The 22,942-nt window shown below is 67.7% G+C and carries 17 protein-coding genes and 1 riboswitch; of the genes, 14 read left to right on the plus strand and 3 right to left on the minus strand.

Going from position 1 to position 22,942, the window contains the following annotated elements; translation table 11 throughout:
- Window positions 1-143: 143 nt before the first annotated feature.
- Entirely contained in the window at window positions 144-3,917 is a 3,774-nt protein-coding gene (gene metH / locus CAL15_RS21465) for a methionine synthase (protein WP_086081231.1), read from the minus strand.
- A gap of 306 nt (window positions 3,918-4,223) precedes the next feature.
- Here metH and CAL15_RS21470 point away from each other — a divergent pair, with 306 nt between their 5' ends.
- From CAL15_RS21470 to CAL15_RS21540, 14 genes are all read left to right on the plus strand, one after another.
- Window positions 4,224-4,889, plus strand: coding sequence for a DUF3540 domain-containing protein (locus CAL15_RS21470; RefSeq protein ID WP_157666707.1), 666 nt, complete (start codon window positions 4,224-4,226; stop codon window positions 4,887-4,889).
- 38 nt (window positions 4,890-4,927) lie between these two features.
- Window positions 4,928-7,267 (plus strand): type VI secretion system Vgr family protein, encoded by a 2,340-nt coding sequence (locus CAL15_RS21475; RefSeq protein WP_086080351.1) that lies wholly within the window; start codon window positions 4,928-4,930, stop codon window positions 7,265-7,267.
- A gap of 7 nt (window positions 7,268-7,274) precedes the next feature.
- A complete protein-coding gene (locus CAL15_RS21480; protein ID WP_086080352.1) occupies window positions 7,275-7,793 on the plus strand; it encodes a DUF3592 domain-containing protein in 519 nt (172 codons plus the stop codon).
- 21 nt (window positions 7,794-7,814) lie between these two features.
- Window positions 7,815-10,442 carry a DUF2169 family type VI secretion system accessory protein gene (locus CAL15_RS21485; RefSeq protein WP_086080353.1) on the plus strand — a complete coding sequence of 876 codons (2,628 nt, stop codon included), beginning with the start codon at window positions 7,815-7,817 and terminating at the stop codon, window positions 10,440-10,442.
- A complete protein-coding gene (locus tag CAL15_RS21490; protein ID WP_086080354.1) occupies window positions 10,439-11,515 on the plus strand; it encodes a pentapeptide repeat-containing protein in 1,077 nt (358 codons plus the stop codon). Before CAL15_RS21485 ends, CAL15_RS21490 begins: the two co-directional genes overlap by 4 nt.
- 40 nt (window positions 11,516-11,555) lie before the next feature.
- Window positions 11,556-12,554, plus strand: coding sequence for a PAAR-like domain-containing protein (locus CAL15_RS21495; protein ID WP_086080355.1), 999 nt, complete (start codon window positions 11,556-11,558; stop codon window positions 12,552-12,554).
- Between the two features lie 36 nt (window positions 12,555-12,590).
- Window positions 12,591-13,556 carry a tetratricopeptide repeat protein gene (locus CAL15_RS24725; RefSeq protein WP_232468056.1) on the plus strand — a complete coding sequence of 322 codons (966 nt, stop codon included), beginning with the start codon at window positions 12,591-12,593 and terminating at the stop codon, window positions 13,554-13,556.
- 81 nt (window positions 13,557-13,637) lie between these two features.
- Window positions 13,638-14,078, plus strand: coding sequence for a DUF7832 domain-containing protein (locus CAL15_RS21510; protein ID WP_086080356.1), 441 nt, complete (start codon window positions 13,638-13,640; stop codon window positions 14,076-14,078).
- A gap of 57 nt (window positions 14,079-14,135) precedes the next feature.
- Window positions 14,136-14,307, plus strand: a riboswitch (cobalamin riboswitch).
- Between the two features lie 88 nt (window positions 14,308-14,395).
- Window positions 14,396-16,444 (plus strand): TonB-dependent receptor, encoded by a 2,049-nt coding sequence (locus tag CAL15_RS21515; RefSeq protein WP_086080357.1) that lies wholly within the window; start codon window positions 14,396-14,398, stop codon window positions 16,442-16,444.
- Window positions 16,445-16,680: 236 nt separating this feature from the next.
- On the plus strand, window positions 16,681-17,562 hold the full coding sequence (locus CAL15_RS21520) for a cobalamin-binding protein (protein ID WP_157666745.1): 882 nt from the start codon (window positions 16,681-16,683) through the stop codon (window positions 17,560-17,562).
- 94 nt (window positions 17,563-17,656) lie between these two features.
- The gene (locus CAL15_RS21525; protein ID WP_086081233.1) at window positions 17,657-18,463 is read left to right on the plus strand and encodes a thiazole synthase; all 807 of its coding nucleotides are present in this window, start codon (window positions 17,657-17,659) and stop codon (window positions 18,461-18,463) included.
- Entirely contained in the window at window positions 18,460-19,284 is an 825-nt protein-coding gene (gene thiD, locus CAL15_RS21530) for a bifunctional hydroxymethylpyrimidine kinase/phosphomethylpyrimidine kinase (RefSeq protein ID WP_086080359.1), read from the plus strand. Before CAL15_RS21525 ends, thiD begins: the two co-directional genes overlap by 4 nt.
- A 63-nt stretch (window positions 19,285-19,347) precedes the next feature.
- Window positions 19,348-20,028, plus strand: a complete 681-nt coding sequence (locus tag CAL15_RS21535) for a protein-L-isoaspartate O-methyltransferase family protein (protein ID WP_086080360.1) — start codon at window positions 19,348-19,350, stop codon at window positions 20,026-20,028.
- 3 nt (window positions 20,029-20,031) lie between these two features.
- Window positions 20,032-21,360: a TolC family outer membrane protein gene (locus CAL15_RS21540; RefSeq protein ID WP_086080361.1), complete on the plus strand. Its 1,329-nt coding sequence runs from the start codon at window positions 20,032-20,034 to the stop codon at window positions 21,358-21,360.
- A 17-nt stretch (window positions 21,361-21,377) separates the two neighbouring features.
- On the opposite strand, the gene rfaE2 is transcribed toward CAL15_RS21540, so the two are convergent.
- Window positions 21,378-21,860, minus strand: coding sequence for a D-glycero-beta-D-manno-heptose 1-phosphate adenylyltransferase (gene rfaE2 / locus CAL15_RS21545; protein ID WP_086080362.1), 483 nt, complete (start codon window positions 21,858-21,860; stop codon window positions 21,378-21,380).
- A gap of 56 nt (window positions 21,861-21,916) precedes the next feature.
- The gene (locus CAL15_RS21550) at window positions 21,917-22,807 is read right to left on the minus strand and encodes a ferritin (RefSeq protein ID WP_086080363.1); all 891 of its coding nucleotides are present in this window, start codon (window positions 22,805-22,807) and stop codon (window positions 21,917-21,919) included.
- Window positions 22,808-22,942: the final 135 nt, after the last annotated feature.

Genomic DNA, 22,942 nt, shown 5'->3' on the forward strand with positions numbered 1-22,942 from the left:
GTAGAAGAGCGCGCGTAAAGATGTTGCAAACAAGGGCTACGAAGCCATAAAGAACATATAGCGGCGACGCGCCGGGAGCTCGACGCCACGGCGAAACGGCGCTCGCGCCGGCCGATGCGCCGCCGCCCGCGCGCCGCATCGCGTTATCCCAGGTTGGGAGCCAGCGTGCGGCGCAGATCGTCCTCGGTGCGGCCGCTGCGGCGTGCATAGTCTTCGACCTGGTCCTCGCCGATGACGCCCACGTTGAAGTACTGCGATTGCGGATGGCTGAAGTAGAAGCCCGACACGCTGGACGCGGGCAGCATGGCGTAGGCGTCGGTCAGGTCCATGCCCACTTCTTGCGCATCCAGCACGCGGAACAGGTCGGTTTTCACCACGTGTTCGGGGCAGGCCGGATAGCCGGGCGCGGGCCGGATGCCCCGGTATTTCTCGGCGATCATGTCCTCGTTGGACAGGGCCTCGTCGGCCGCGTAGCCCCACAGGTCCTGCCGCACGCGCGCATGCAGGCATTCGGCGAAGGCTTCCGCCAGGCGGTCGGCCAGCGACTTCAGCATGATGCCCGAGTAGTCGTCCATGGCGCGCTCGAACTCGGCCTCTTTCTTCTCAATGCCCAGGCCGGCCGTGACGGCGAACAGCCCGATGTAGTCCGCCACCCCGCTGTCCTTGGGCGCTATGAAATCGGCCAGGCACTTGTTGGCCACGCCCTCGCGCTTGGCGCCCTGCTGGCGCAGGTTGCGCCACGTGAACAACACCTCGCTGCGCGACTCGTCCTTGTAGACCTCGATGTCGTCGTCGTTGACGGTGTTGGCGGGGTAGAAGCCGGCCACGCCGCTGGCGGTCAGCCAGCGGCCCTCGATGATGCGCTTGAGCATGGCCTGGCCGTCGGCCAGCACCTTGCGGGCCTGCTCGCCCACCACCTTGTCTTCCAGGATGGCCGGATACGGGCCGAACAGGCTCCAGGTCTGGAAGAACGGGCCCCAGTCGATGTAGCGCGCGATCTCGGCCAGGTCATAGCTCTTGAACGTGCGCCGGCCGATGAACTTCGGCCGCGGCGGCGTGTAGGCCGACCAGTCGATGCGCGGCCGGGCCGCGCGCGCATCGGCCAGGGGCATGATGGGCGTGGCCTTGCGGTTGGCATGGCGCCGCCGCACGTCCTCGTACTCCTGCGCCAGTTCGGCCACGTAGGCAGCCGACTGCTCGGACATCAGGCTGGTGGCCACGCCCACCGAACGGCTCGCGTCGGGCACGTGGACCACGGGCCCTTCGTAGTGCGGGGCGATCTTCACGGCGGTATGCACGCGGCTGGTGGTGGCGCCGCCGATCAGCAGCGGCATGCGCCGCTCGCGGAAGTAGTCGTCGCGCTGCATCTCGGAAGCCACGTACGCCATCTCTTCGAGGCTGGGCGTGATCAGGCCCGACAGGCCGACGATGTCGGCCTGCTCTTCCTTGGCCTTCTGCAGGATCTGAGCGCAGGGCACCATCACGCCCATGTTCACGACCTCGAAGTTGTTGCATTGCAGGACCACCGACACGATGTTCTTGCCGATGTCGTGCACGTCGCCCTTCACGGTGGCGATCACGATCTTGCCCTTGGCGCGCACGTCGCCGCCGGCGGCGGCGATCTGCCGCTTCTCTTCCTCGATGAAAGGGACGAGGTGGGCCACGGCTTGCTTCATCACGCGCGCCGACTTCACCACCTGCGGCAGGAACATCTTGCCGGCGCCGAACAGGTCGCCCACGACATTCATGCCGTCCATCAGCGGACCCTCGATGACCTCGATGGGCCGGCCGCCGCGCGCGGCGATCTTCTGCCGCACTTCTTCGGTGTCTTCGACGATGAAAGTGGTGATGCCGTGCACCAGCGCGTGAGTCAGGCGCTGCTCGACCTCGGCGTTGCGCCAGGCCAGGTCTTCTTCCTTCCTCGCGCCCGCGCCCTTGATGGTGTCGGCGAACTGAACCAGCCGCTCGGTGGGCGTGCGCTCGTCGGCATCGCCCTCGCGTCCCTCGGGCTCGGCGCGGTCGAGGATGACGTCCTCGACCAGGTCGCGCAGCTGCGGCGCCAGATCGGCGTACACGCCCAGCTGGCCCGCGTTGACGATGCCCATCGTCAGGCCTTCGCGGATGGCGTAGTACAGGAACACCGTATGGATGGCCTCGCGCATCGGCTCGTTGCCGCGGAACGAGAAGCTCACGTTCGAGATGCCGCCCGAGATGCGCGCGTGCGGCAGGTTCTTGCGGATCCACGCGACGCCGTCGATGAAGTCCATGGCGTAGTGGTTGTGCTCGTCGATGCCGGTGGCCACGGCGAACACGTTGGGATCGAAGATGATGTCCTCGGGCGGGAAGCCCTCTTCGTCGACCAGGATGCGGTAGGCGCGGCCGCAGATCTCCTGGCGCCGCGCCAGCGTGTCGGCCTGGCCCTGCTCGTCGAAGGCCATCACCACCACCGCCGCGCCGTAGCGGCGGCACAGGCGGGCATGATGCCTGAAGGCATCCTCGCCTTCCTTCATCGAGATCGAGTTGACCACCGGCTTGCCCTGCACGCATTTCAGCCCGGTCTCGATGACTTCCCACTTCGAGCTGTCGATCATCACGGGCACGCGCGCGATGTCGGGCTCGGAGGCGATGAGGTTCAGGAACCGGTGCATGCAGGCCACTGAATCCAGCATGGCCTCGTCCATGTTGATGTCGATGATCTGCGCGCCGTTCTCGACCTGCTGGCGCGCCACGGCCAGCGCCTCGTCGTATTTCTCTTCGCGGATCAGGCGCGCGAACATCTTGCTGCCCGTCACGTTGGTGCGCTCGCCCACGTTGACGAACAGCGTCTCTTCGTCGATGTTCAGCGGCTCCAGCCCCGACAGGCGCGTCTTCACGGGCACCTCGGGCACCGCGCGCGGCGTCAGCGACTGCACCTTGCGCGCGATCTCGCGGATGTGGTCGGGCGTGGTGCCGCAACAGCCGCCGGCCATGTTCACCAGGCCGGCCCGCGCGAATTCCTCGAGCAGGGCCGAGGTGTCGGCCGGCGTCTCGTCGAAGCCCGTCTCGGCCATGGGATTGGGCAGGCCGGCGTTGGGATAGACGCAGACGTAGGTGTCGCAGATCTTGGACAGCTCGGCCACGTACGGCCGCATCAGCGCGGCGCCCAGCGCGCAGTTCAGGCCGATGGTGACGGGCCGCGCATGGCGCACCGAATTCCAGAATGCCTCGACCGTCTGGCCCGACAGGATGCGGCCCGACGCATCGGTGACCGTGCCCGAGATCATCACGGGCAGGCGCACGCCGCGCTGTTCGAACACCTCTTCGGTGGCGAAGATGGCGGCCTTCGCGTTCAGTGTGTCGAAGATGGTTTCGATCAGCACGATGTCGATGCCGCCGTCGAGCAGGCCGTTGAGCTGCTCGATGTAGGCTTCGCGCAGCTCGTCGAAGGTGACGTTGCGCGCGCCGGGGTCGTTGACGTCGGGCGAGATGGAGGCTGTCTTGGGCTGAGGGCCCAGGGCGCCCGCCACGAAGCGCGGATGCTCGGGCGTGCTGTAGGCGTCGCAGGCCTCGCGGGCCAGCCGGGCCGATGCCTTGTTCAATTCGTAGGCCAGCTCGGGCAGGTCGTAGTCGCCCTGCGCGATGGAGGTGGCGCCGAAGGTGTTGGTCTCGATGACGTCGGCGCCGGCCTCGAGGTACTGGCGGTGGATCTCGGAGATGACGTCGGGCCGCACCAGCGAGAGCAGCTCGTTGTCGCCCTTCAGGTCTTTATGGTGCTCGGCGAAACGATCGCCGCGGAACTGGGCCTCGGTGAGCTTGTAACGCTGGATCATCGTGCCCATCGCCCCGTCGAGGATCAGGATGCGCTTCTCCAGCTGACGTACGAATTCCGCTCCATGCGTATAGGCGGTCAGGGGATAGGGCATGCGGGGGTATGACACGGCGGATCCTGTGGGAAGCATGCGCGCGAAACGGCAGCGCATGCGTCGATGGCAAATTGTGTCCATTTTAGCCGTGCCCGGCGAGGCGCCTCGCGGCATGGAAGGCCGCGGATACGTGGGCTGGCGGCTGATGAGGGCGCCGTACGCATGACTGCAACTGGATTAGTCAAATCACAACATGAGTAAATTAATGTCAATGTCATAACCTGAGGTCGCCCTCCTTTTTATAGTGTGGGCCTTTCACAGGCTCTATCACTCTGCCCGCGCCCGACCCAGCCGCGCGGCTCGAACAACAAGGAGTTGGGAGTGGCGGCATTGCCCCAGGTGTTGATCAGAGAGGATGACGCCGTGCAGCAGCTGGGCACGGTGACGCATCTCGGCGCGGACGGCTGGCACGTCGTGCGTTGCCCCCATGACTCGCATGGCGCCGCGCTGCGCGTGCGACGCGCCGCCAGTTGCCTGCTCGACCCCCGGATGGGCGATACCGTGCTGGTCTGGGGCCCTAATCCCGCCCAGGCCTACATCGTGGCCGTGATCGAGCAGGCCGACCCCGCCGCCAGCCGCATCGAGGTCGATGGCGACCTGACGCTGGTTTCGCGTTCCGGCAACGTCCATGTGCAGGCGGCACGCGACTTGACCCTGACGGGCACCGACGTGTCGCTGGACGGCGAGATGCTGAAGGTCAACGCACCGCACGCCCGGCTGGCCCTGCAGGACACCGAATTCCTTGGCGTGGGCGTGCGCGCGACGGTGGCCTCGCTGCGCGTGGTGGGCCGCAACTGCGAAGTCGTGATGGACCGCATTTCGCACCTGGCGCAACACATCTTCCGGCTGGCCGAACGCATGGAACAGGCCCGCGCGGGGCACATCGACTACCAGGCCGACCAGACCGCGCGCGTGCATGCGCGCCAGACGATAGTGACCGGCCGCGACGTCGTCAAAGTCGACGCCGACCAGATCCACATGGGCTGACCGCTTCCCGGTCTTCCCTCAGCCTCGCAGGAAACTGCATGAATCGCCACGTCGTTCTCAAGATCTCGCAACCCGAGCTGGAGTTCCGCGCCCTGAGCGGCACGGAGAGCATGTCCGCGTTGTTCGAATTCGAACTCGAGATGACCTCGCCGTCGTATTCGCTGGATCTGCGCCAGATGCTGGGCAACCCGGTCACGCTGGAAATCGCGCTGGAGCCCATGGGCACGCGCTACCTGAACGGCCAGATCACCCGCTGCACGCTGGTGGGCCGCGCCAGCCCCACCTCGCGCCACTACGTGTATCGCGCCACGGTCAGGCCGTGGCTGTGGTACCTGACGCAGACCGTGGACAGCAAGATCTTCCAAGGCAAGACGGTGCCCGAAGTGCTGCAGGACGTGCTGTCGGAATACGGCTTTCCGGTCGAGACGCGCCTGGGCGGCGGCTATCGGCAATGGGAATACTGCGTCCAGTACCAGGAGACGGACTTCAACTTCATCAGCCGGCTGATGGAGCACGAGGGCATCCACTACTGGTTCGAGCACACCGACGGCAAGCACACGCTGGTGCTGGGCGACGAGACCGCGCAGCACCAGCCGCTGGACGGCGATCCCCTGCTGCCCTATATCGGCCCCGACCGGCTGACCCAGCCCATCCGCGAATACGTGTCGTACTGGGCGCCCGCCGAACAGATCACCCCGGGCAAGTTCGCCACGGTGGACTACGACTTCAAGAAACCCACGGCCAGCCTGGACGCCCTGCGCAGCAACCCCGGCCAGTACGCCCATGGCGACCTCGAAGTGTACGAGTGGATGGGCGGCTATACCGAGCCCGACCAGGGCGAGCGCTATTCGCTGGTGCAGCTCGAGGCGCTGCAGGTGCAACAGGCCACGGTGGAGGGGCTGAGCAACGCCCGCGCCATGACCACGGGCCGCACCTTCACGCTGCGCAACCATCCGCGCAACGTCGAGAACCGCGAGTACCTGGTGCACCGCGTCTCGTACGACATCCAGGAAACCGACTACTCCAGCAATGACGAGACGGCGCACGTCTTCGAGGTGCGCTTCTCGGTCATCCCTTCCAGCACGACCTTCCGGCCCCAGCGCGTCACGCCGCATCCGCGCACGCACGGCCCGCAGACCGCCCGCGTGGTGGGCAAGGCCGGCGAGGAACTGTGGACGGACCAGTACGGCCGCATCAAGGTGCAGTTCCACTGGGACCGCTACGGCCAGAAGAACGAGAACAGCTCGTGCTGGGTGCGCGTGTCCAGCCCCTGGGCCGGCGGCGGCTTCGGCGGCATCCAGATGCCGCGCGTGAACGACGAAGTCATCGTGGACTTCATCGGCGGCCAGCCCGACCGCCCCATCGTCATCGGCCGCGTCTACAACGCCAGCAACATGCCCCCGTGGGAACTGCCGGCCAACGCCACGCAGAGCGGCTTTCTCAGCCGCAGCAAGAACGGCGATCCGGGCACGGCCAACGCGCTGATGTTCGAGGACGCCTCCGGGCAGGAGCGCATCTGGCTGCACGCCGAGCGCAACATGGACACCGAGGTCGAGGCCAACGAGACCCACTCGGTGGACCTGAACCGGTCCACCACCATCGGCGTGGACGACACACTGATGGTGGTGGGCGCGCGCACCACCACCGTGCAGGGGCAGGAAACCGAAACCTTCATGTCCGGCGCGGACCGCACCGTCACGGGCCCGGTGAACGAGACCATCACCGGCGACGAGACGCGCACGCTGACGGGCAACTTCATCGAGGACATCACCGGCAACGTCGACCAGACCATCGTCGGGGACGTGACTGAAACCACCACTGGCAACGTCACGCGCACCATCACCGGCAACGTGGTGGACGAGACCACCGGCGACGTCGACGAGACCATTACCGGCAACCTGACGCAGGAAACGACCGGCGACGTGAACCGCACCATCACCGGCGCGGTGACCGACACCACGACGGGCGACGTCAACGCCACGGTGACGGGCAACACCACCCGCACGTTCAACGGCACGATAGACGAGACCGTCACGGGCCAATACACCATCACCGCCCCCACCGGCATGACGGTGGATACGCCGAACTGGAAGGTCACCAATGCGTCGAACACCACGCACTGGTACACGAAGCATCTGGTGGCCACGTCTTGGAAGGCGACCGCCACGGGAGTGGAAGCGGACGTCTACGGACTGCGCGGCCAGGTATTCGGCGTCAACTTCCAGTGGTCGGCGGTCAAGCTCGACTACTTCGACTTCCGCAACGACGGCGGCAAGACCCGCATCGTCATGAACGTGCTCGAGGCCTACAGCACGGCGGCCACGATGGGCATGGGCGGACCCTGGGTCAACATGCGCGCCCTGCACCTGTTGGGGTGACCACATCATGCAGACGAAGAACTCGCCCGGCTCGATCGTCACCGACACCGGACTCTCCGAGCGCACCTTGCGCTTGATCCTCAGGATCGGCTGCATCGGCGTGCCGCTGGTCATCACCGTGCTGGCCGCCGGCAAGGACATGCCGCTGTGGGGCTACGCCATCATCTGGGGCGTGCCGCTGTTCATGTACATGGTGATGACGCAGAGCATGATGCCCAGCGCCGAGGAACGCGCGGCCCATGCGCTGCAGCACGCCCCCAACACCGCGCGCGGCGAGGCCACGGTGACGGACGTGCGGCACGACGGCATCATGGAGACCGAGAACCTGCGGATGACGCGCCTGCGCCTGTCGCTGCGCATGCCCTCCGAGACCGGCGCGCCGCAGCAGTCCGAGGTAGTCGTGAAGGTCGAGGACGCCCTGCTGTCCAACTTCGCTTCGGGCAAGACCGTGCACGTGCTGTACGACCCCGCGGATCCCCGCCGCGTGGCCGTGGACCGCGAGCGCTCGCCGCTGCGGGTGCGATAGCGCGCACGCACAGCACACGGCATGCGCATCCTGAAACCCCTGCGGCTGGGCCTGTTGAGCCGCCCCTACCAGTACCAGGGCGGCCATCACCTGGGACTGACCGTCCTTGCGCTGGCCACCATGGACGCCGAGCCGGTCCTGCTGGCCGAGTCCGAACTGTGGAAGATGATGGGCGAGGAACTGGACGAGGACGAAGCCGTCGACCTGTCCATTCCGAAACCGTGCGCCGAATTCCTGGTGTCCGGCAAGGCCTGGTCGCACGATCCCGCCTCGCCGGGCCGCTGCGCCGTGCTGGTCCAGGTCGCCGACCGCGAAAAGAGACTGCTGGTGACGGGCAAGCGTGCCTGGGTGGACGACGGCGCCACCACCGAACCGCTGCCCGTGCACGGCGTGCCCGTGAACTGGCGCCATGCCTACGGCGGCCCGGGCTTCGACGAGAACCCCGTGGGCCTGGGCGCCGCGACGGACGCCCATGGCGTGCGCCAGGCGCCGCAGGTCGAGGACTTCGACCGGCGCATGATGCGCGCGCGCGACAAGTGCGCGCCGGCCGGGCTGGGGCCGGTGTCGCCCATACGCCCGCGCCGCTTCAAGCTGACGGGCAGCTACGACCCCAGCTATATCGAGAAGGCCTTCCCGGGGCTGCCCGACAACCTGGATCCGCATTACTTCAACGCGGCCTCGCCAGACCAATGGTTCCGCGGCATGCCCGAGTTGCCGGAGGGCGCGCCCTACCGCATCGGCAACATGCATCCCGCGCATGCCATCCTGGAGGGCGAGGTGCCGCGCTGGCGCGCGCGCGTGTTCTTGCGCCGCGGCGAATCCGCCGAACTCGAGGAAGTGGCGCTGCGCCACACCACGGTGTGGTTCTTTCCAGACCGCGAGCGCATGGTCCTGATGTTCCATGGCGCCGCGCCGCTGCAGACTGACGACGGCTCCGACCTGTCGCTGATCATGCCCGCGCTGGAACTGGCCGATGCGCCCGCGCGTGACCCGCGGCACTACCAGTTGACGGTAGCGCGCCGCCTGTCGAAGGAGCATGGCGCCGCCTACGCGCTGCGCGACAGCGACCTGGTGCCGGCGACGCTGATGCGCGAACTGGTGGACATGAAGGCGACCGTGTCGACGCCGCTGGCCGTGAACATGCGGCAGCGCGCGCTGAACCTGAAGCGCGACATGCTGGACCGGGTGAAGGAAGAGGGACATGACCCAGCGGCCTATCGGTTGACGGCGGACCTGCCCGAGCCCGACGACATGAGTTTGGACGAGATCCCGGATCACCTGCGCAGGATGCGGCGGCAGGCGCGCCTGGCCAAGCTCGACGCCGCGCGCGAGCGCCGCGAGGGCGAGGCCAGGCTGGAAGCCGAGTTCGCCGCCTCGAAGGCAGGCGCCTCGGGCATGCAGGACGCGCGGCAACAAGCGCAGGATCCGCCGCCCGGCGGACCGCCGAAATCCGGCGCGCAAGGCGACGGCACGGGCCGCTTGGTCGAGCTTGCCCGCGAGGTGCAGTCCCGCCATGCGGGCCAGGTGGACGTCGGGGACATCGAACGCATGCTGGACGAAGCCCAGGCCCGCAGGAACGAACTGTACCGGCACGGCGCGCACCTGCAGCAGCCGGTGCAGCCCGCCCTGCCCGGCCGCAGCGTGCGCATGCGCCGCCGCGTGGAAGGCCTGATGCAGGGCAGCCGCAACCTGTCCGGCCTGGACCTGACGGGTGTGGACCTGTCGGGCATGGACCTATCGGGCGCGCGCTGCCATGGCGCGTGGATGGAGAGCGCCGACCTGTCCGGCGCCAACCTGTCGGGCGCCGACCTGCGCCGCGCCGTGCTGACCCGCGCCACGCTGGACGGCGCGAACTGCGGCGGCGCGGACTTCACCGAAGCGAACCTCGGCGCCGTACAGGCGCGGCAGGCCGACTTTGCCCGCGCGCGCTTCGAGAAAACCGTGATGGACCAGGCGTACCTCGAGGACTGCAATCTGCAGGAAGCCGCGCTGGAACAGTGTGCCTGGATGGGCATCACGATGATCGACTGCCGCTTCGAGCAGGCGCGCCTGCGCGAGCTGATGATCTGGCAGGATTCGAAGCTGTCGGGCGGCAGCCATGCCGGCGCGCGCCTGGAGCGCGTGACCTGGCTGCAGGCTGCGCTGGAAGGCGTCAACTATGACGGCGCCACGCTCGAATCGTGCACGTGGATGCGCTGCGAGTTCGACAGCCCTCCCAGCTATCTCGGCGCCTTCCTGACCAGCTGCGCGTTCGTCGAAAGCCCCCTGCACGAAGCCCGCTTCAACGAGGCCCTGCTGCGCGACTGCAATCTTCGCGACTCCGAACTGGAAGGCGCGGACTTCAGCCACGCGCGCCTGCACAACTGCGACCTGTCGGAATCGAACCTGCGCGACGCCCGCTTCGTGCGCGCCGATGCGCGAGGCTCGTTGTTCATGGGCGCCTATTGGGAAGGCGCCGACCTGCGCGACGCCGACCTCATCGATGCGCTGATGACCAAGGGCGACTTCAGGCGCGCGGACCTGCGCGGCGCCAACCTGTTCCGTACCGATGTCTCGCAGGGCATCCTGGACGACACCACGCTTACCGCGGGCGCATACGTCAAGCAGACGAAGACCTTGCCCGCCGCACCGGGGAAGACCTCGCCATGACGCCGCAAACCCTGCAAGCCCGCATCAAGGGCGGCGAACCCCTGCACAACCTCGACCTGCGCGCATTGCAGCTGCCGTCCGGCGATTACGCGGGCGCGGTATTCGTCAATTGCGACCTGCGCGGACTGGATTTCGGCGGGGTGGACCTGCGCGACAGCCGCTTCAGCCTATGCCGGCTGCAGGACGCGGTATTCAGCGGCGCCGCCCTGGACGAATGCGTGTTCGACCAATGCGACGCGGGCGGCGCCCGCCTGCACGGCCTGGTCGCGCGGCAGATGACCTGGTCGGGCGGCTCGCTGCGCGGCGCCGACATGGGCCAGGCGCAACTGGACTTCTGCCACTTCACGCAGACCGACCTGGCGGGCATCACGCTGGCGCATGCCGATCTGCGCAACCATGTGACCTTCACCGACTGCCAGATGACGGACGCCGACCTGTCCGGCACCGTGCAGAAGGGCACGCTGTACTACCGCATCGACCTGACGCGGGCGCGCATCGTCGGGGCCGACTGGGAAGGCGTGGTGTGCGTGGAGTCCGATCTCAGCGGCCACGACTTCGCCGGCCAGCGGCTGGAGCGCTGCCAGATACACGGCTGCAACCTCGACCGCTGCGATTTCAGCGATGCGAAGCTGGGCCAGTCCGGCTTCAAGGGCGCGTCGCTGCGCGGCGCCGACCTCAGCCGCGCGCAGGCGCCGCGCTGCCTGTTCGTCGCCGCCGACCTGCGCGACGTGCGCGGCATGGGCATCCACGCGCCGCAGAGCCTGTGGGTGGACGCCCTGCTGGACGGCACGGACCTGAGCGGCGCCGACCTGACGCAGGCCATCCTGCATCGCGCCCGCTGCGCGCGTGCCTCGTTCGCGCGCGCCGAGCTGGAATACACGGACTTTTCGTACGCGGACCTGAGCGACGCCGATTTCCGCGGCAGCCGCTTCGCCCGCACCCAGATGCATCGCGCCCTGATCCCGGGCACGCGCTTCGACAGCCGCGCCGGCCTGCTGGAGAACGATCCGCAACTGTTCGAAGCCGAACGCTGGTCCGCCGCCCGCCCCGCCGCGCCGCGGGCCGGCTACTGACAACCGCACGCCTTTCGCCGCACAAGGAGCCTGGAACGCCATGTTCGCGAATTGCCAGCTGATGGGCCTGGACCTGGCCTTTCCGGACATCTGCAAGACGCCGCCCGCGCTCATCCCCATTCCCTACCCCAACTTCGCGCTGGGGCCGATGGCCATTCCGAACGCGTGGAACATCCTGCTGATGGGAATGCCCGCGCACAACATGGCCACCGTCATTCCGATGACCAACGGCGACAATCCCGGCCTGGCGCTGGGCCTGATATCGCCGTCCGTGATGGGACCGTCGCGGCACGTCACCTGCGTGCCCAACACGCTGTTCAAGGCCATCCCCGCCACGCGGCTGACCAGCATGACCGTGCAGAACCGCGCCAACACCGTGGGCGCGCGCATCGTGCCCAGCCAGGTGAAGGTGGTGCTGCTGGGCTCGGGCGGCAGCGGCGGAGGCGCGGGCAGCCGCGCGGCCGGCGGCGCCGCGAAGGGCGGCAAGGGCGGCAGCCGCGGCGCCTCGCAGGCCAAGGGCGCGCGCGGCGGCAGCAACGCGAAGACGGCCAGCGGCAAGGGCGGCGGCGGTTCGGGACGCGGAGCGGGCAATACCGGCGGACGCGGCCGGGGTGGCAGCGGCGGCGGTGGCAAGGGTGGGGGTGGGAAAGGCGGCGGCGGCAAGGGCGGCAAGCCGCGGCGCAAGAGCAACCGCGAACAGAATGTCGGTCGCACACCAGGGAAGAACTCGCGGACGGGACGGGAAGTCCAGGACCGCATGCGGAAGAACGGAAAACTCCGCGAGGATCCGAATACCGGGGAAACCCAGTTCTACTCGGAAGCAAGAAAGAAGTGGTACCCACTGCGGGACGCCGATATGGCGCACACCCCCACCGATGTCGTAACGTGGTGGAACCGCACGGGGTACAAATTTGGCAGGAAGGCGCCGGAAGTCCGAAAATGGATGCTCGACTCCAAGAACTACACGTTGGAGCATTTCAATCCAAACCGGGCGGCCGGCGCGAGAAGCCCTGAGATTTATCGTCTACCTGCCAAGTAGGTGAAGTGCTCTCCGGTTCTATTCAGGAATTCAGAAATGTCAGATCCCCGCCCTCTGCCTCCGAAAGTGGAAGAACAATACATAGGTCTTGCGACCAAAGGTCGTAAAGCGCGGGAGGCCGGCGATTTCGACGCCGCGGAGCGCTTTTACCTCGAGGCCTGGAATGTCATCCCGGAACCAAAGCTCGAGTACGACTACGCAGGCTCGATGACAGCCGCCATGACGAATTTCTATCGAGAGAATGGCCGGATCGAACAGGCCAAGTCCTGGCTCGCACTCGCGCGGGAGGCTTACGGACCCGATCCTGACCCCTACACAGAGTTCATTGCTGCCAAGGTGCATTACGCAGCTGGTGAATTTCAGGCAGCCTTTGAATTGTTCGACCAGCTGTTCCAGCAGTTTCGCCGTCGCCCCTTTCAGGGTGAAGACCCGATCTATCTCGAGTTCTACCTCGAACGTTCGGCCGTGCTGAAAGAGGGGAAAACGCCTGTCGACCCCGTGCTTCCCGGCGTACCCGGCACGCAGACGGCGTCCCCCGATAGCGACGTCCCTCTGGAGTTGCCTGACGACATCTATGAACGGGTCGAGGCGCTCTCCGAGGAAGGCAATGTGCTGATGGAAGACGGCGACAACGAGGGCGCCGAGGCCGTATGGCGCCAGGCTCTTGACCTGCTGCCCGAGCCGAAGACCGAATGGGAAGCGTACATGTGGCTGAACGCATCCATTGGTGAAGCGTGCTACTTCCAGGAAAACTATGCCGATGCCGTACAGGTGCTGTTCGATGCGCTCAATGCACCGGGAGGCCCGGAGAATCCCTTCGTCCACTACATGCTGGGCAAGGCCCTGTGGCAGATCGGCGAAGACGAGGACCGCGCCGTGGATGAACTGCTGCGCGCCTACATGCTCGACGGCGTCGACATCTTCGACGGCGACGAGGAGGAAGGCCCCGACATGCTGCAGCTGCTGATCGACCGGGGCCTGGTCGAACCCGACGAAGATTGAGCCCACTGGCATCGCAAGCGTGCCGGGTTGTCCCGGCGTAGTATCCTCCCGGCGCGTACCCCTGCCATCGAAGGCCACACCATGACTCAGCAGATCACATACGACGACACCGAATGGCACACCGAGGACGAGGACTTCCCCGAAGACCTCGACGCGCGGGCCGCGCACACCCACATCGGCATGTTCCTGGCGTGGGCGATCGAGCGTAACCTCGAAAGCGAACTGCTGCGCGCCACGTCCAAGCCGCAGCTCGAAGACCTGCGCGCCGGCAGGCTCAAGGGCTCTGACATTCTGAAGCGCTGCTGCGACAGCATGCTGACCAATCTCCAGTTTTCAGACCTGGGCAACGCCTTCGCCCAGGACTACTACGAAGACCACTACCTCGACGACTACGTGGACCTGTCGGACGACGATCTGCCCTCGATCTACCACGAGCCCGACACCGCCGAGAAATACGCGGAGGTCCGCGACATGCTGGACGCGCGCTTCGGCAAATGGAAGCGCGAAAAGGGCATCGACTGAAGCGCGGCCAGCGTGGCGTAAATAAAACAAGCTCCATCAAACGCCGCGCAAAGTGATACATTCACGCCCCGAAACGGTGCTTTCGGCTTGAAGCGCGAAAGGTAAACGGGAAACAGGAAGGCAATATGGGCGCCGCACGACGCGCCCAGCCCAGCCTGTGCTGCCCCCGCAACGGTCCCCATGGCGATGGCCATGGCAGCCCGATACCGGCCGGTTCGAACGCGAGGGCGTACCCGCCAGGTCCGAGGCATCGGGCGGCGGACGGCCTCATTCCCGTTTCGACGTGCGGGGTCGCGCGTCATCTCGAGGCTCTACTCATGACTTCCCGTTTCATCCGGCGCTATGCCGGCGCTTTGGCCTGTACCGCCCCGCTGGCGGCCCTGGCCCAGACGGCCGCTCCGGCCTCTTCCGCCGCCCCCCAGCTCGACACCATCACCGTCACCGCCTCGCGCGTGCCCACCGACGGCCGCGCCCAACCCGTGCCGGTGTCGGTCATCGACGCGGCCGACATCGCGGCCAGCAGCGCGCGGACCCTGCAGGACCTGCTGTCCACGCAGGGCAGCGTGCACCTGATCAACAACACGGGTTCCAGCGACAACGCCATCGTCGACCTGCGCGGCTTCGGACTGACCGGCGCCAGCAACACGCTGATCCTGATCGACGGCATCAAGCAGAACGACAACGACCTGTCGGCCCCCTCGCTGGGCACCATCCCGCTGGGCCAGATCGAGCGCATCGAGATCGTGCGCGGCAGCGGCGCGGTGCAGTACGGCGGCGGCGCCACGGGCGGCGTGGTCAACATCATCACGCGCCAGGGCTTCGATCGTCCGGTGGACGCCCGCGCCACCTTCTCCATCGGCAACTATGGGCTGCGTCAGACCGATGCCAGCGTGCAGATGAACAACGGCAAGGTCGGCGTAGAGGCCTGGGGCCAGAAGCTCGACACGGACAACTACCGCGACAACAACAAGGAACGCCGCGCGGGCGGCGGCGGCGCGCTGACCTTCCGCCACGACACGGGGTCTATCCGCCTGTACGCGCGCACCACCAGCCAGAAGCTGGGCCTGCCCGGCCCGCGCGCGGTGGACCCGAGCACCGGCCTGAACCAGTTCGAGGACGATCCTCGCGGCGCGACTTACGAAGACGACTACGTCAAGAGCCGCACCGACGCGTTCGGCCTGCAGATGCGGCAGCAGATCGGCCGCGGCACGCTGTACGCCGAGCTGAGCCAGCGCGACAAGGACCTGGACGGCTTCAGCGACGACGGCTTCGGCGAGACCCTGCGCGACCAGCAGCTGCGCGAGACCACCGGCAGCCTGCGCTACCAGTTGCCGTTCGACGGAGGCCACAGCGTGGTGGCGGGCGTCGACGGGCTGTACAGCCGCACCAACGCCACCACCTCGCCCTGGTACGACGTGGACCAGACCTCGCTGTCGCGCCAGCGCCAGCACGCCGTGTTCGCCGAAGGCACGCTGCGCGCCGCGCCGGGCACCACCATCACGCTCGGCGGCCGGCGGCAGTACGCCGCCAGCGACCTGGACGTGCTGTCCGGCTCGAACACCTCTTCGGACACCAGCCGGCACCTGAGCGCGTGGCAGCTGGGCGCGCGCCAGGACCTGGCCGCGGGCTTCAGCGCCTATGGCAAGATCGGCCGCAGCTTCCGCCTGCCCAACGCCGACGAACTGCTGTCGGTGGATACGCCGCTGCGGCCGCAGACGTCCACCGACAAGGAACTTGGCGTGCTGTGGGCGCAGGGCGCCTCCAGCGCGCGCCTGGCGTGGTTCCACTACGACCTGAAGAACGAGATCCAGTACAACCCGCTGGCCGACGGCGCGTTCGGGCCGGGCTCGGGCGCCAACGTCAACCTGTCGCCCACGCGCCGCCAGGGCATCGAACTGGAAGGCCGCTGGGCCGTCACGCCCCGCATCACGCTGGACGGCAACGTGACCTGGATGCAGGCCGAATTCCGCTCGGGCACCTATCTGGGCGTGGACCTGCGCGGCAACAGCGTGCCGCTGGTGCCGGAATGGCTGGCCAATGCCGGCGTCACGTGGCGCCCCACGGACGCGCTGTTCCTCGGCGTGTCGGCACAGTACGTGGGCAGCTCGCGCATGGACAACGACCAGGCCAACCAGTTCTCCACCAAGATCGACGACTACGTGCTGTTCAATGCCAAGGCCGGCTACCGCTTCACGCCGAACATCGAAGGCACGCTGGCCGTGACCAACCTGTTCGACAAGGAATACGCCACCTACGGCATCCGCGGCGCGGACTCGTCCTTCCAGTACCTGGGCCCCACGGCGCGCTATAACCTGTACCCGGGCATGGGACGCAGCGTGGTGGCAACGCTGACCGTGCGATATTGACGGACGCGCGCATCTCGCGCGAAACGAGGCGGGATACGTTGCGGGATACGGAGGACGCTGAAGCGATGAAGCCAGGCCGTACGCCGCCCCTCAGGCGGCAGCCCCTCAGCCGGGAATGGCACGCGGCGCTGCCGCGGCCACTGCGCGCGTCGCCGCCGCCGGCCGGTCCACGCGCGCGCCGGGCGGCGGCAACCTGGGCGGCGGCCGCGGCGGCCGCGCTTTGCTCGTCCCTCGGGCTGGCCGGCAGTGACCCCGCGTCCGCCCATCCCGCGCAACCGGCATCCGCAGCGCCGCAGAACGCCGCCCCGATTCACGTCCGCGACGACGCCGGCCACACGGTCGAACTGCCCGCCCCCGCCAGGCGGGCCGTCGTGCTCGCTCCGCACGCCGTCGAATTGGCGTACGAGGCCGGCGCGGGCGCCTACGTGGTCGGCTCCGTACCGGGCAGCGACTATCCTCCGGAAGCGCACTTGCTGCCGCAGGTGGGCGACGGCCTGCGTCCCGACCCCGAGCGCGTCGCGGCACTGCGCCCGGACCTGCTGATAGCCTGGCAAGCCGGCGCGCTGCGCACGCTGGCCCCCGTGCTGCAGGCCCACGCGCTTCCCGTTTACTACAGCGACCCGCGAACGCTGGACGACATCCCCATCGCGCTGGAGCGATTCGGCGCGCTGTTCGGCACGCAGGACGTCGCGAACCGCCGCGCGCAGGACCTGCGCGAGCGCCTGGACGCGCTGACTCGACGCTACGCAACCCGCGCGCCGCTGCGCGTTTTCGTGCAGGCGGGCGCCAACCCGCTGTACGCGCTGGGCGACGCCGGCATCATCGGCGACGTGCTGCGCCGCTGCGGCGCCGTCAACGTGTTCGCCGACCAGGCGCGCGCGGCGCTGCAGGTTTCCGTGGAAAGCGTGCTGGCGCGCCGTCCGGATGCCATCGTGGCGGGCGCATCCGACGCCGCCGAGGCCGCCGAACTGCGGCGCATGTGGCAGGGCACCGGCAGCGCCGCCGCGCAGCGCGGGCACTTGTACACCCTGGATGCGGACGCCCTGTACCGGCCCACGGGCCGGCTGGTGGACGCCGCCGAGCAACTGTGCGCGCAGCTCGACGCGATCCGCCCGTAGCGGCCGGTCGTGGCGCGGTGGTCTATGATGGAGGACTACTGAACCGAAGCGCGCCGGCCGCCTACGCCAGGCCGCCGCGCCCCTTTTGCGCACCATGACCACCGCAGACACTCTCTCCATCGCCGGCCGCGAGTACGCCTCGCGCCTCATCGTGGGCACCGGCAAGTACAAGGACTTCGAACAGACCCGTGCCGCGCTGGATGCCAGCGGCGCGCAGATCGTCACCGTGGCCATCCGCCGCACCAACCTGGGCCAGAACCCGGGCGAGCCGAACCTGCTGGATTACGTGCCGCCCTCGAAGTTCACGCTGCTGCCCAATACGGCCGGCTGCTTCACCGCCGACGATGCCGTGCGCACGCTGCGCCTGGCGCGCGAACTGCTGGACGGCCACGACCTGGTCAAGCTGGAAGTGCTGGGCGATCCGCAGACCCTGTTCCCCAACATGCCCGAGACCCTGAAGGCCACCAAGACCCTGGTGGACGAGGGCTTCAAGGTCATGGTGTATTGCGCGGACGACCCCATCCAGGCGCGCATGCTCGAAGACCTGGGCGCCGTCGCCATCATGCCGCTGGCCTCGCTCATCGGTTCCGGCATGGGCATCCTCAATCCCTGGAACCTGCGCCTCATCATCGACCAGGCGCGCGTGCCGGTGCTGGTGGACGCGGGCGTGGGCACGGCATCCGACGCGGCCATCGCCATGGAGCTGGGCTGCGACGGCGTGCTGATGAACAGCGCCATTGCCCATGCGCAGGACCCGGTGCGCATGGCCGGCGCCATGAAGAAGGCCATCGAAGCGGGCCGCGACGCCTTCCTGGCCGGACGCATGCCCAGGAAGCTCTACAGCGCCATTCCCAGTTCGCCCACCGAAGGGCTGATCAGCGCCAAGTCGACCAAGCAATGAACTCGCCCAAGCGCATTCCGAACGCGCTGTCCATCGCCGGCGTGGATCCCTCCGGCGGGGCCGGCGTACTGGCCGACGTCAAGACCATGAGCGCCCTGGGCGCCTATGGCTGCGCCGTGGTCGCCGCCCTCACCGCCCAGAACACGCAAGGCGTCACCGGCATCTCGGCGGTGCCGGCCGCCTTCGTGGCGCAGCAGATCGACACGCTGTTCGCGGACGTGCGCATCGACGCGGTGAAGATAGGCATGCTGGGCCAGCAGCCCGTCATCACGGCCGTGGCCGAGCGGCTGGCCCACTGGAACCCTCCGCACCTGGTGGTGGATCCCGTCATGGTGGCCAAGAGCGGCGACCTGCTGCTAGAGCGCGAAGCCGTCGGCGCCATGCGCGAGGCGCTGCTGCCGCTTACCACCCTGCTCACGCCCAACCTGCCCGAGGCGGGCGTGCTGCTCGAAGAGCGTCCGGTGGAAACCCTGAAGGAGATGCGGCGCGTGGCCGAACGGCTGCGCAATCGCATGGCCCATTCCGGGCACCGCTGGGTGATGCTCAAGGGCGGCCACCTGCCCGGCGAGGACGCCATCGACCTGCTGCACGACGGCGACCGCATGATCGAACTGACGGCGCATCGCCTGGACACGCGCAATACCCACGGCACCGGCTGCACCCTGTCGGCCGCCCTGGCCGCGCTGTTGCCGCAGTGCCCGGACGTGCCCGACGCGGCCCGCCGCGCCAAGGCTTATCTCAGCGAGGCCATCCGCCACGCCGACCGCCTGGACGCCGGCTCGGGCCACGGTCCGGTGCACCATTTCCACGGGTGGTGGTAACGGCAAGCCGGCCGGTACTACAATGGCCCGCGATATTCACCCCCGGTTTCAAGCCTCACAGTCATGAACGCCTCAACCCTGCCCGACGTAGAACGCGCCCGCTTCAACATGGTGGAACAGCAGATCCGCCCCTGGGACGTCCTCGACTCCAAGGTTCTCGATGCCCTGTTCGCCGTCCGCCGCGAACAGTTCGTGCCGCCGGCGCTGCGCGCCCTGGCGTTTTCCGACATCGAGATCCCCCTCGAGATCAACGCGGTGGACACGCGCGAAACCATGCTGCCGCCCAAGGTGGAAGCCCGCCTGGCCCAGGAGCTGCGCCTGCAGCCCACCGACTGCGTGCTCGAGATCGGCACCGGCTCGGGCTACCAGGCCGCCCTGCTGGGCCACCTGGCCCAGCAGGTCACCTCGGTCGAGATCGACAGCCGCCTGGTGGCCTTCGCGCAGCAGAACCTGCAGCTGAACAACGTCACCAACGTCAAGGTCGAAACGGGCGACGGCCGCAACGGCTGGGGCTCCACCGAGTTCGACGCCATCCTGGTCACCGGGTCGGTGCCCTCGGTGCCCGACGCGCTGAAGTACCAGCTGCGCGTGGGCGGCCGCATGGTCGTCGTGGTCGGGCAAGCCCCCGTGATGACCGCCTGTCGCATCACCCGCACCACCGCCGCCAGCTTCGAAACCGTCAACCTGTTCGAGACCATGGTCAAGCCGCTGCGCGGCACCGCCGTGTCGCAGTTCAAGTTCTGACGCATGCGCGCCTTCACGCTCGCGGCCATCCTGCTGACATGCGGCGCCGCCAGCGAAGGCGCCCGCGCGCAGGACCTGATGCAGATCTGGCGCCAGGCCCTGTCCAGCGATCCCGTCTACGCCTCGGCGCGCGCGGCCTACCGCGCGGGCCTCGAGCAATTGCCGCAGGCGCGTGCCGGCCTGCTGCCGGCCATCAGCGCCGAAGTGGGCGGCGCATACGAATCCACGCACTCCACCCGCGGCTTCACGGCTTATGACGGCACGCGCGGCACCTGGGCGCTGGTGCTGTCCCAGCCCCTGTTCGACTGGAGCCGCTGGCAGCGCTACGAGCAGTCGCAGCTGCAAGTGGCCGACGCCGAACTGCTGCTGCAGCAGTCCTTCCAGGACCTGCTGCTGCGGGTGGCCAACGCCTATTTCAACGTGCTGGCCGCGCAGGACACCTTGTCCGCCACCGAGGCCGAAAAGGCCGCCGTGTCCGAGCAGCTGGCGGCCGCGCAGCGCAATTTCGAACTGGGCAACTCCACCATCGCCGACAGCTACGAGGCGCGCGCCCGCTACGACCTGATCGTGGCACAGGAACTGGAGCAGCAGAACGCGCTCGAGGTGCGCCGCGACGAATTGGCGCAGATCATCGGCGAGCAGCCTGGCGCGCTGGCGGAACTGCCTTCCGGCATCGCCCTGCCCGCCCCCCAGCCCGCGCGCATGGAAGAATGGTCCAGCCAGGCCGAGTCGTCCGGCATCGAAGTGCTGCGCGCGCAGCTGCAGACGCGCATCGCCAGCCACGACATCCAGATCGCGCGCAGCGGCCATTACCCGTCGGTGAACCTGCGCGCCAGCAGCGGCAGCGCCTCGGACGCGCGCATGCGCGAGGGCAGCAGCGCCCCCGGCCGGCCCATCGACAACAGCATCGGCGTCGTGGTGTCGATTCCGCTCTACTCGGGTGGAGGCGTCTCGTCCCAGGTGACCGAACGGGTGCAGCTAGAGCAGAAGGCCCGCCAGGACTACCTGGCATCGCGACGCCAGGCGGTGCAGTCCGCCCGCCGCTACTACAGCGGCGTCACATCGGGGCTGGCACGCATCCGCGCGCTCGAGGCGGGCGAGCGCTCCAGCCGCGACGCCGTGCAGGCCAACCGCATCGGGTACGAAGTGGGCGTGCGCATCAACCAGGACGTGCTGGATGCCCAGCAGCAGCTCTACGCCACGCAGCGCGATCTGGCACAGGCACGCTACGGCACGCTGCTGGACGGCCTGCGCCTGAAAGCGGCGAGCGGCATCCTCAGCGAATCCGACCTGGACGCGGTGAACCGGCTGCTGCGCCTGCCCGCGCTCTGAGGGACGCCGCGCCTCTCTCAATCCTGCTGGCGGATCTTTTTCACCAAGGCGGTGGTCGAGCGCTCGTGCTCGAAGGGGATGGCCACGGCCTTGCCGCCCCAGGTCTGCACCAGGCGCGTCTCGGGCAGTTTTGCCATGTCGTAGTCGCCGCCCTTGACGATGATGTCGGGCCGCAGTTCGCCGATCAGCGCTTCGGGGGTGTCCTCGTGGAACGAGGTCACCAGGTCGACGCATCCCAGCGCGGCCAGCAGCGCGGCGCGGTCTTCGGCCCGGTTCAGCGGGCGCTCGCTGCCCTTGCCGAGCCGGCGCACCGACTCGTCCGTATTCACCGCCACGATGAGCGTGGCCCCCAGCTGGGCGGCCTGATCGAGATAGGTGGCGTGGCCGCGATGCAGGATGTCGAACACCCCGTTGGTGAATACCAGCGGACGGGGCAGATGCGCGGCGGCCGCGATGGCGGCCTCGCGCGACAGTATCTTGGAGTCGAAGCGAGCAGGCATGCCCGCATTCTACGCGGCTGCGCGCGTCCACGGACGCGGCAGCGGCGTATGGCGCATCAGCTGGCCAGGATGATGCCGCTGTCGCTTTCGTCCTTGCCGCCGCCGGGCATGCGCGCCATGACTTCCTTGCGGTAGCGGTTCAGGTCCTTCACCGTTTCGAAGTTGCGGTCCAGCAGCTTCGACATGATGTGCAGGATGCGGCTGGCCACGCGGTTCTCCCAGCCGTTGTCGAAACGGATCTGGGTGTCCAGCCAGCGCTCGAGCCAGCCCGGCTCGGGCAGGCGCGACTGCACGGTGTCGTTGGGGAACAGCGCCTTGTTCACGTGCAGGTTGGTCGGGTGCATGGCCTGGGCGGTGCGGCTGGCCGAGGCCATCAGCACGCCGATCTTGGCGAACGATTGGCGCGCGCTGACGCTGACCGACTCGCCGCGGTCATGCAGCGCACGGCGCATGTACTGAAGATAGGCGCCGGCGTGGCGCGCCTCGTCCTGCGCGATGGTCTTGTAGATGGCCTTGATGACGGGCTCGGTGTGCCAGTCGGCCGCGCAGCGGTACCAGTGGTTCAGACGAATCTCGCCGCAGAAGTGCAGCATCAGCGTTTCCAGCTCGGGAGCCGGGTCGAACTCGAAGCGCACCTTGTGCAGTTCTTCTTCGGTCGGGACCAGGTCTGGCCGGAAGCGGCGCAGGTATTCGATCAATACCAGCGAGTGCTTCTGCTCTTCGAAAAACCAGACGGACATGAAGGCGCAGAAATCACTGTCGCCACGGTTGTCGCGCAGGAACATCTCGGTGGCCGGCAGTGCCGCCCACTCGGTGATGGCGTTCATCTTGATGGTCTGCGCCTGGTCTTCGGTCAGCTTGCTGCGGTCGAAGTCGCCCCAGGGGATGTCGGAAGCCATGTTCCACCGGACGGCTTCCATGGTCTTGAAAAGTTCAGGATAAAGCATGATGGGCCCTTTCTTGGGTTTCCGCTCTCAGTGTGGGCTCTGCGCCGCTCGGTGCATACGGACGCACCGACGGCGCACCGTACACAAGGCGATCTTAATAAGGTTCATTTATCGCCGCGTTACGAGAAACTGTAA

This window comes from Bordetella genomosp. 13 (assembly GCF_002119665.1).
Lineage (GTDB): Bacteria > Pseudomonadota > Gammaproteobacteria > Burkholderiales > Burkholderiaceae_B > Bordetella.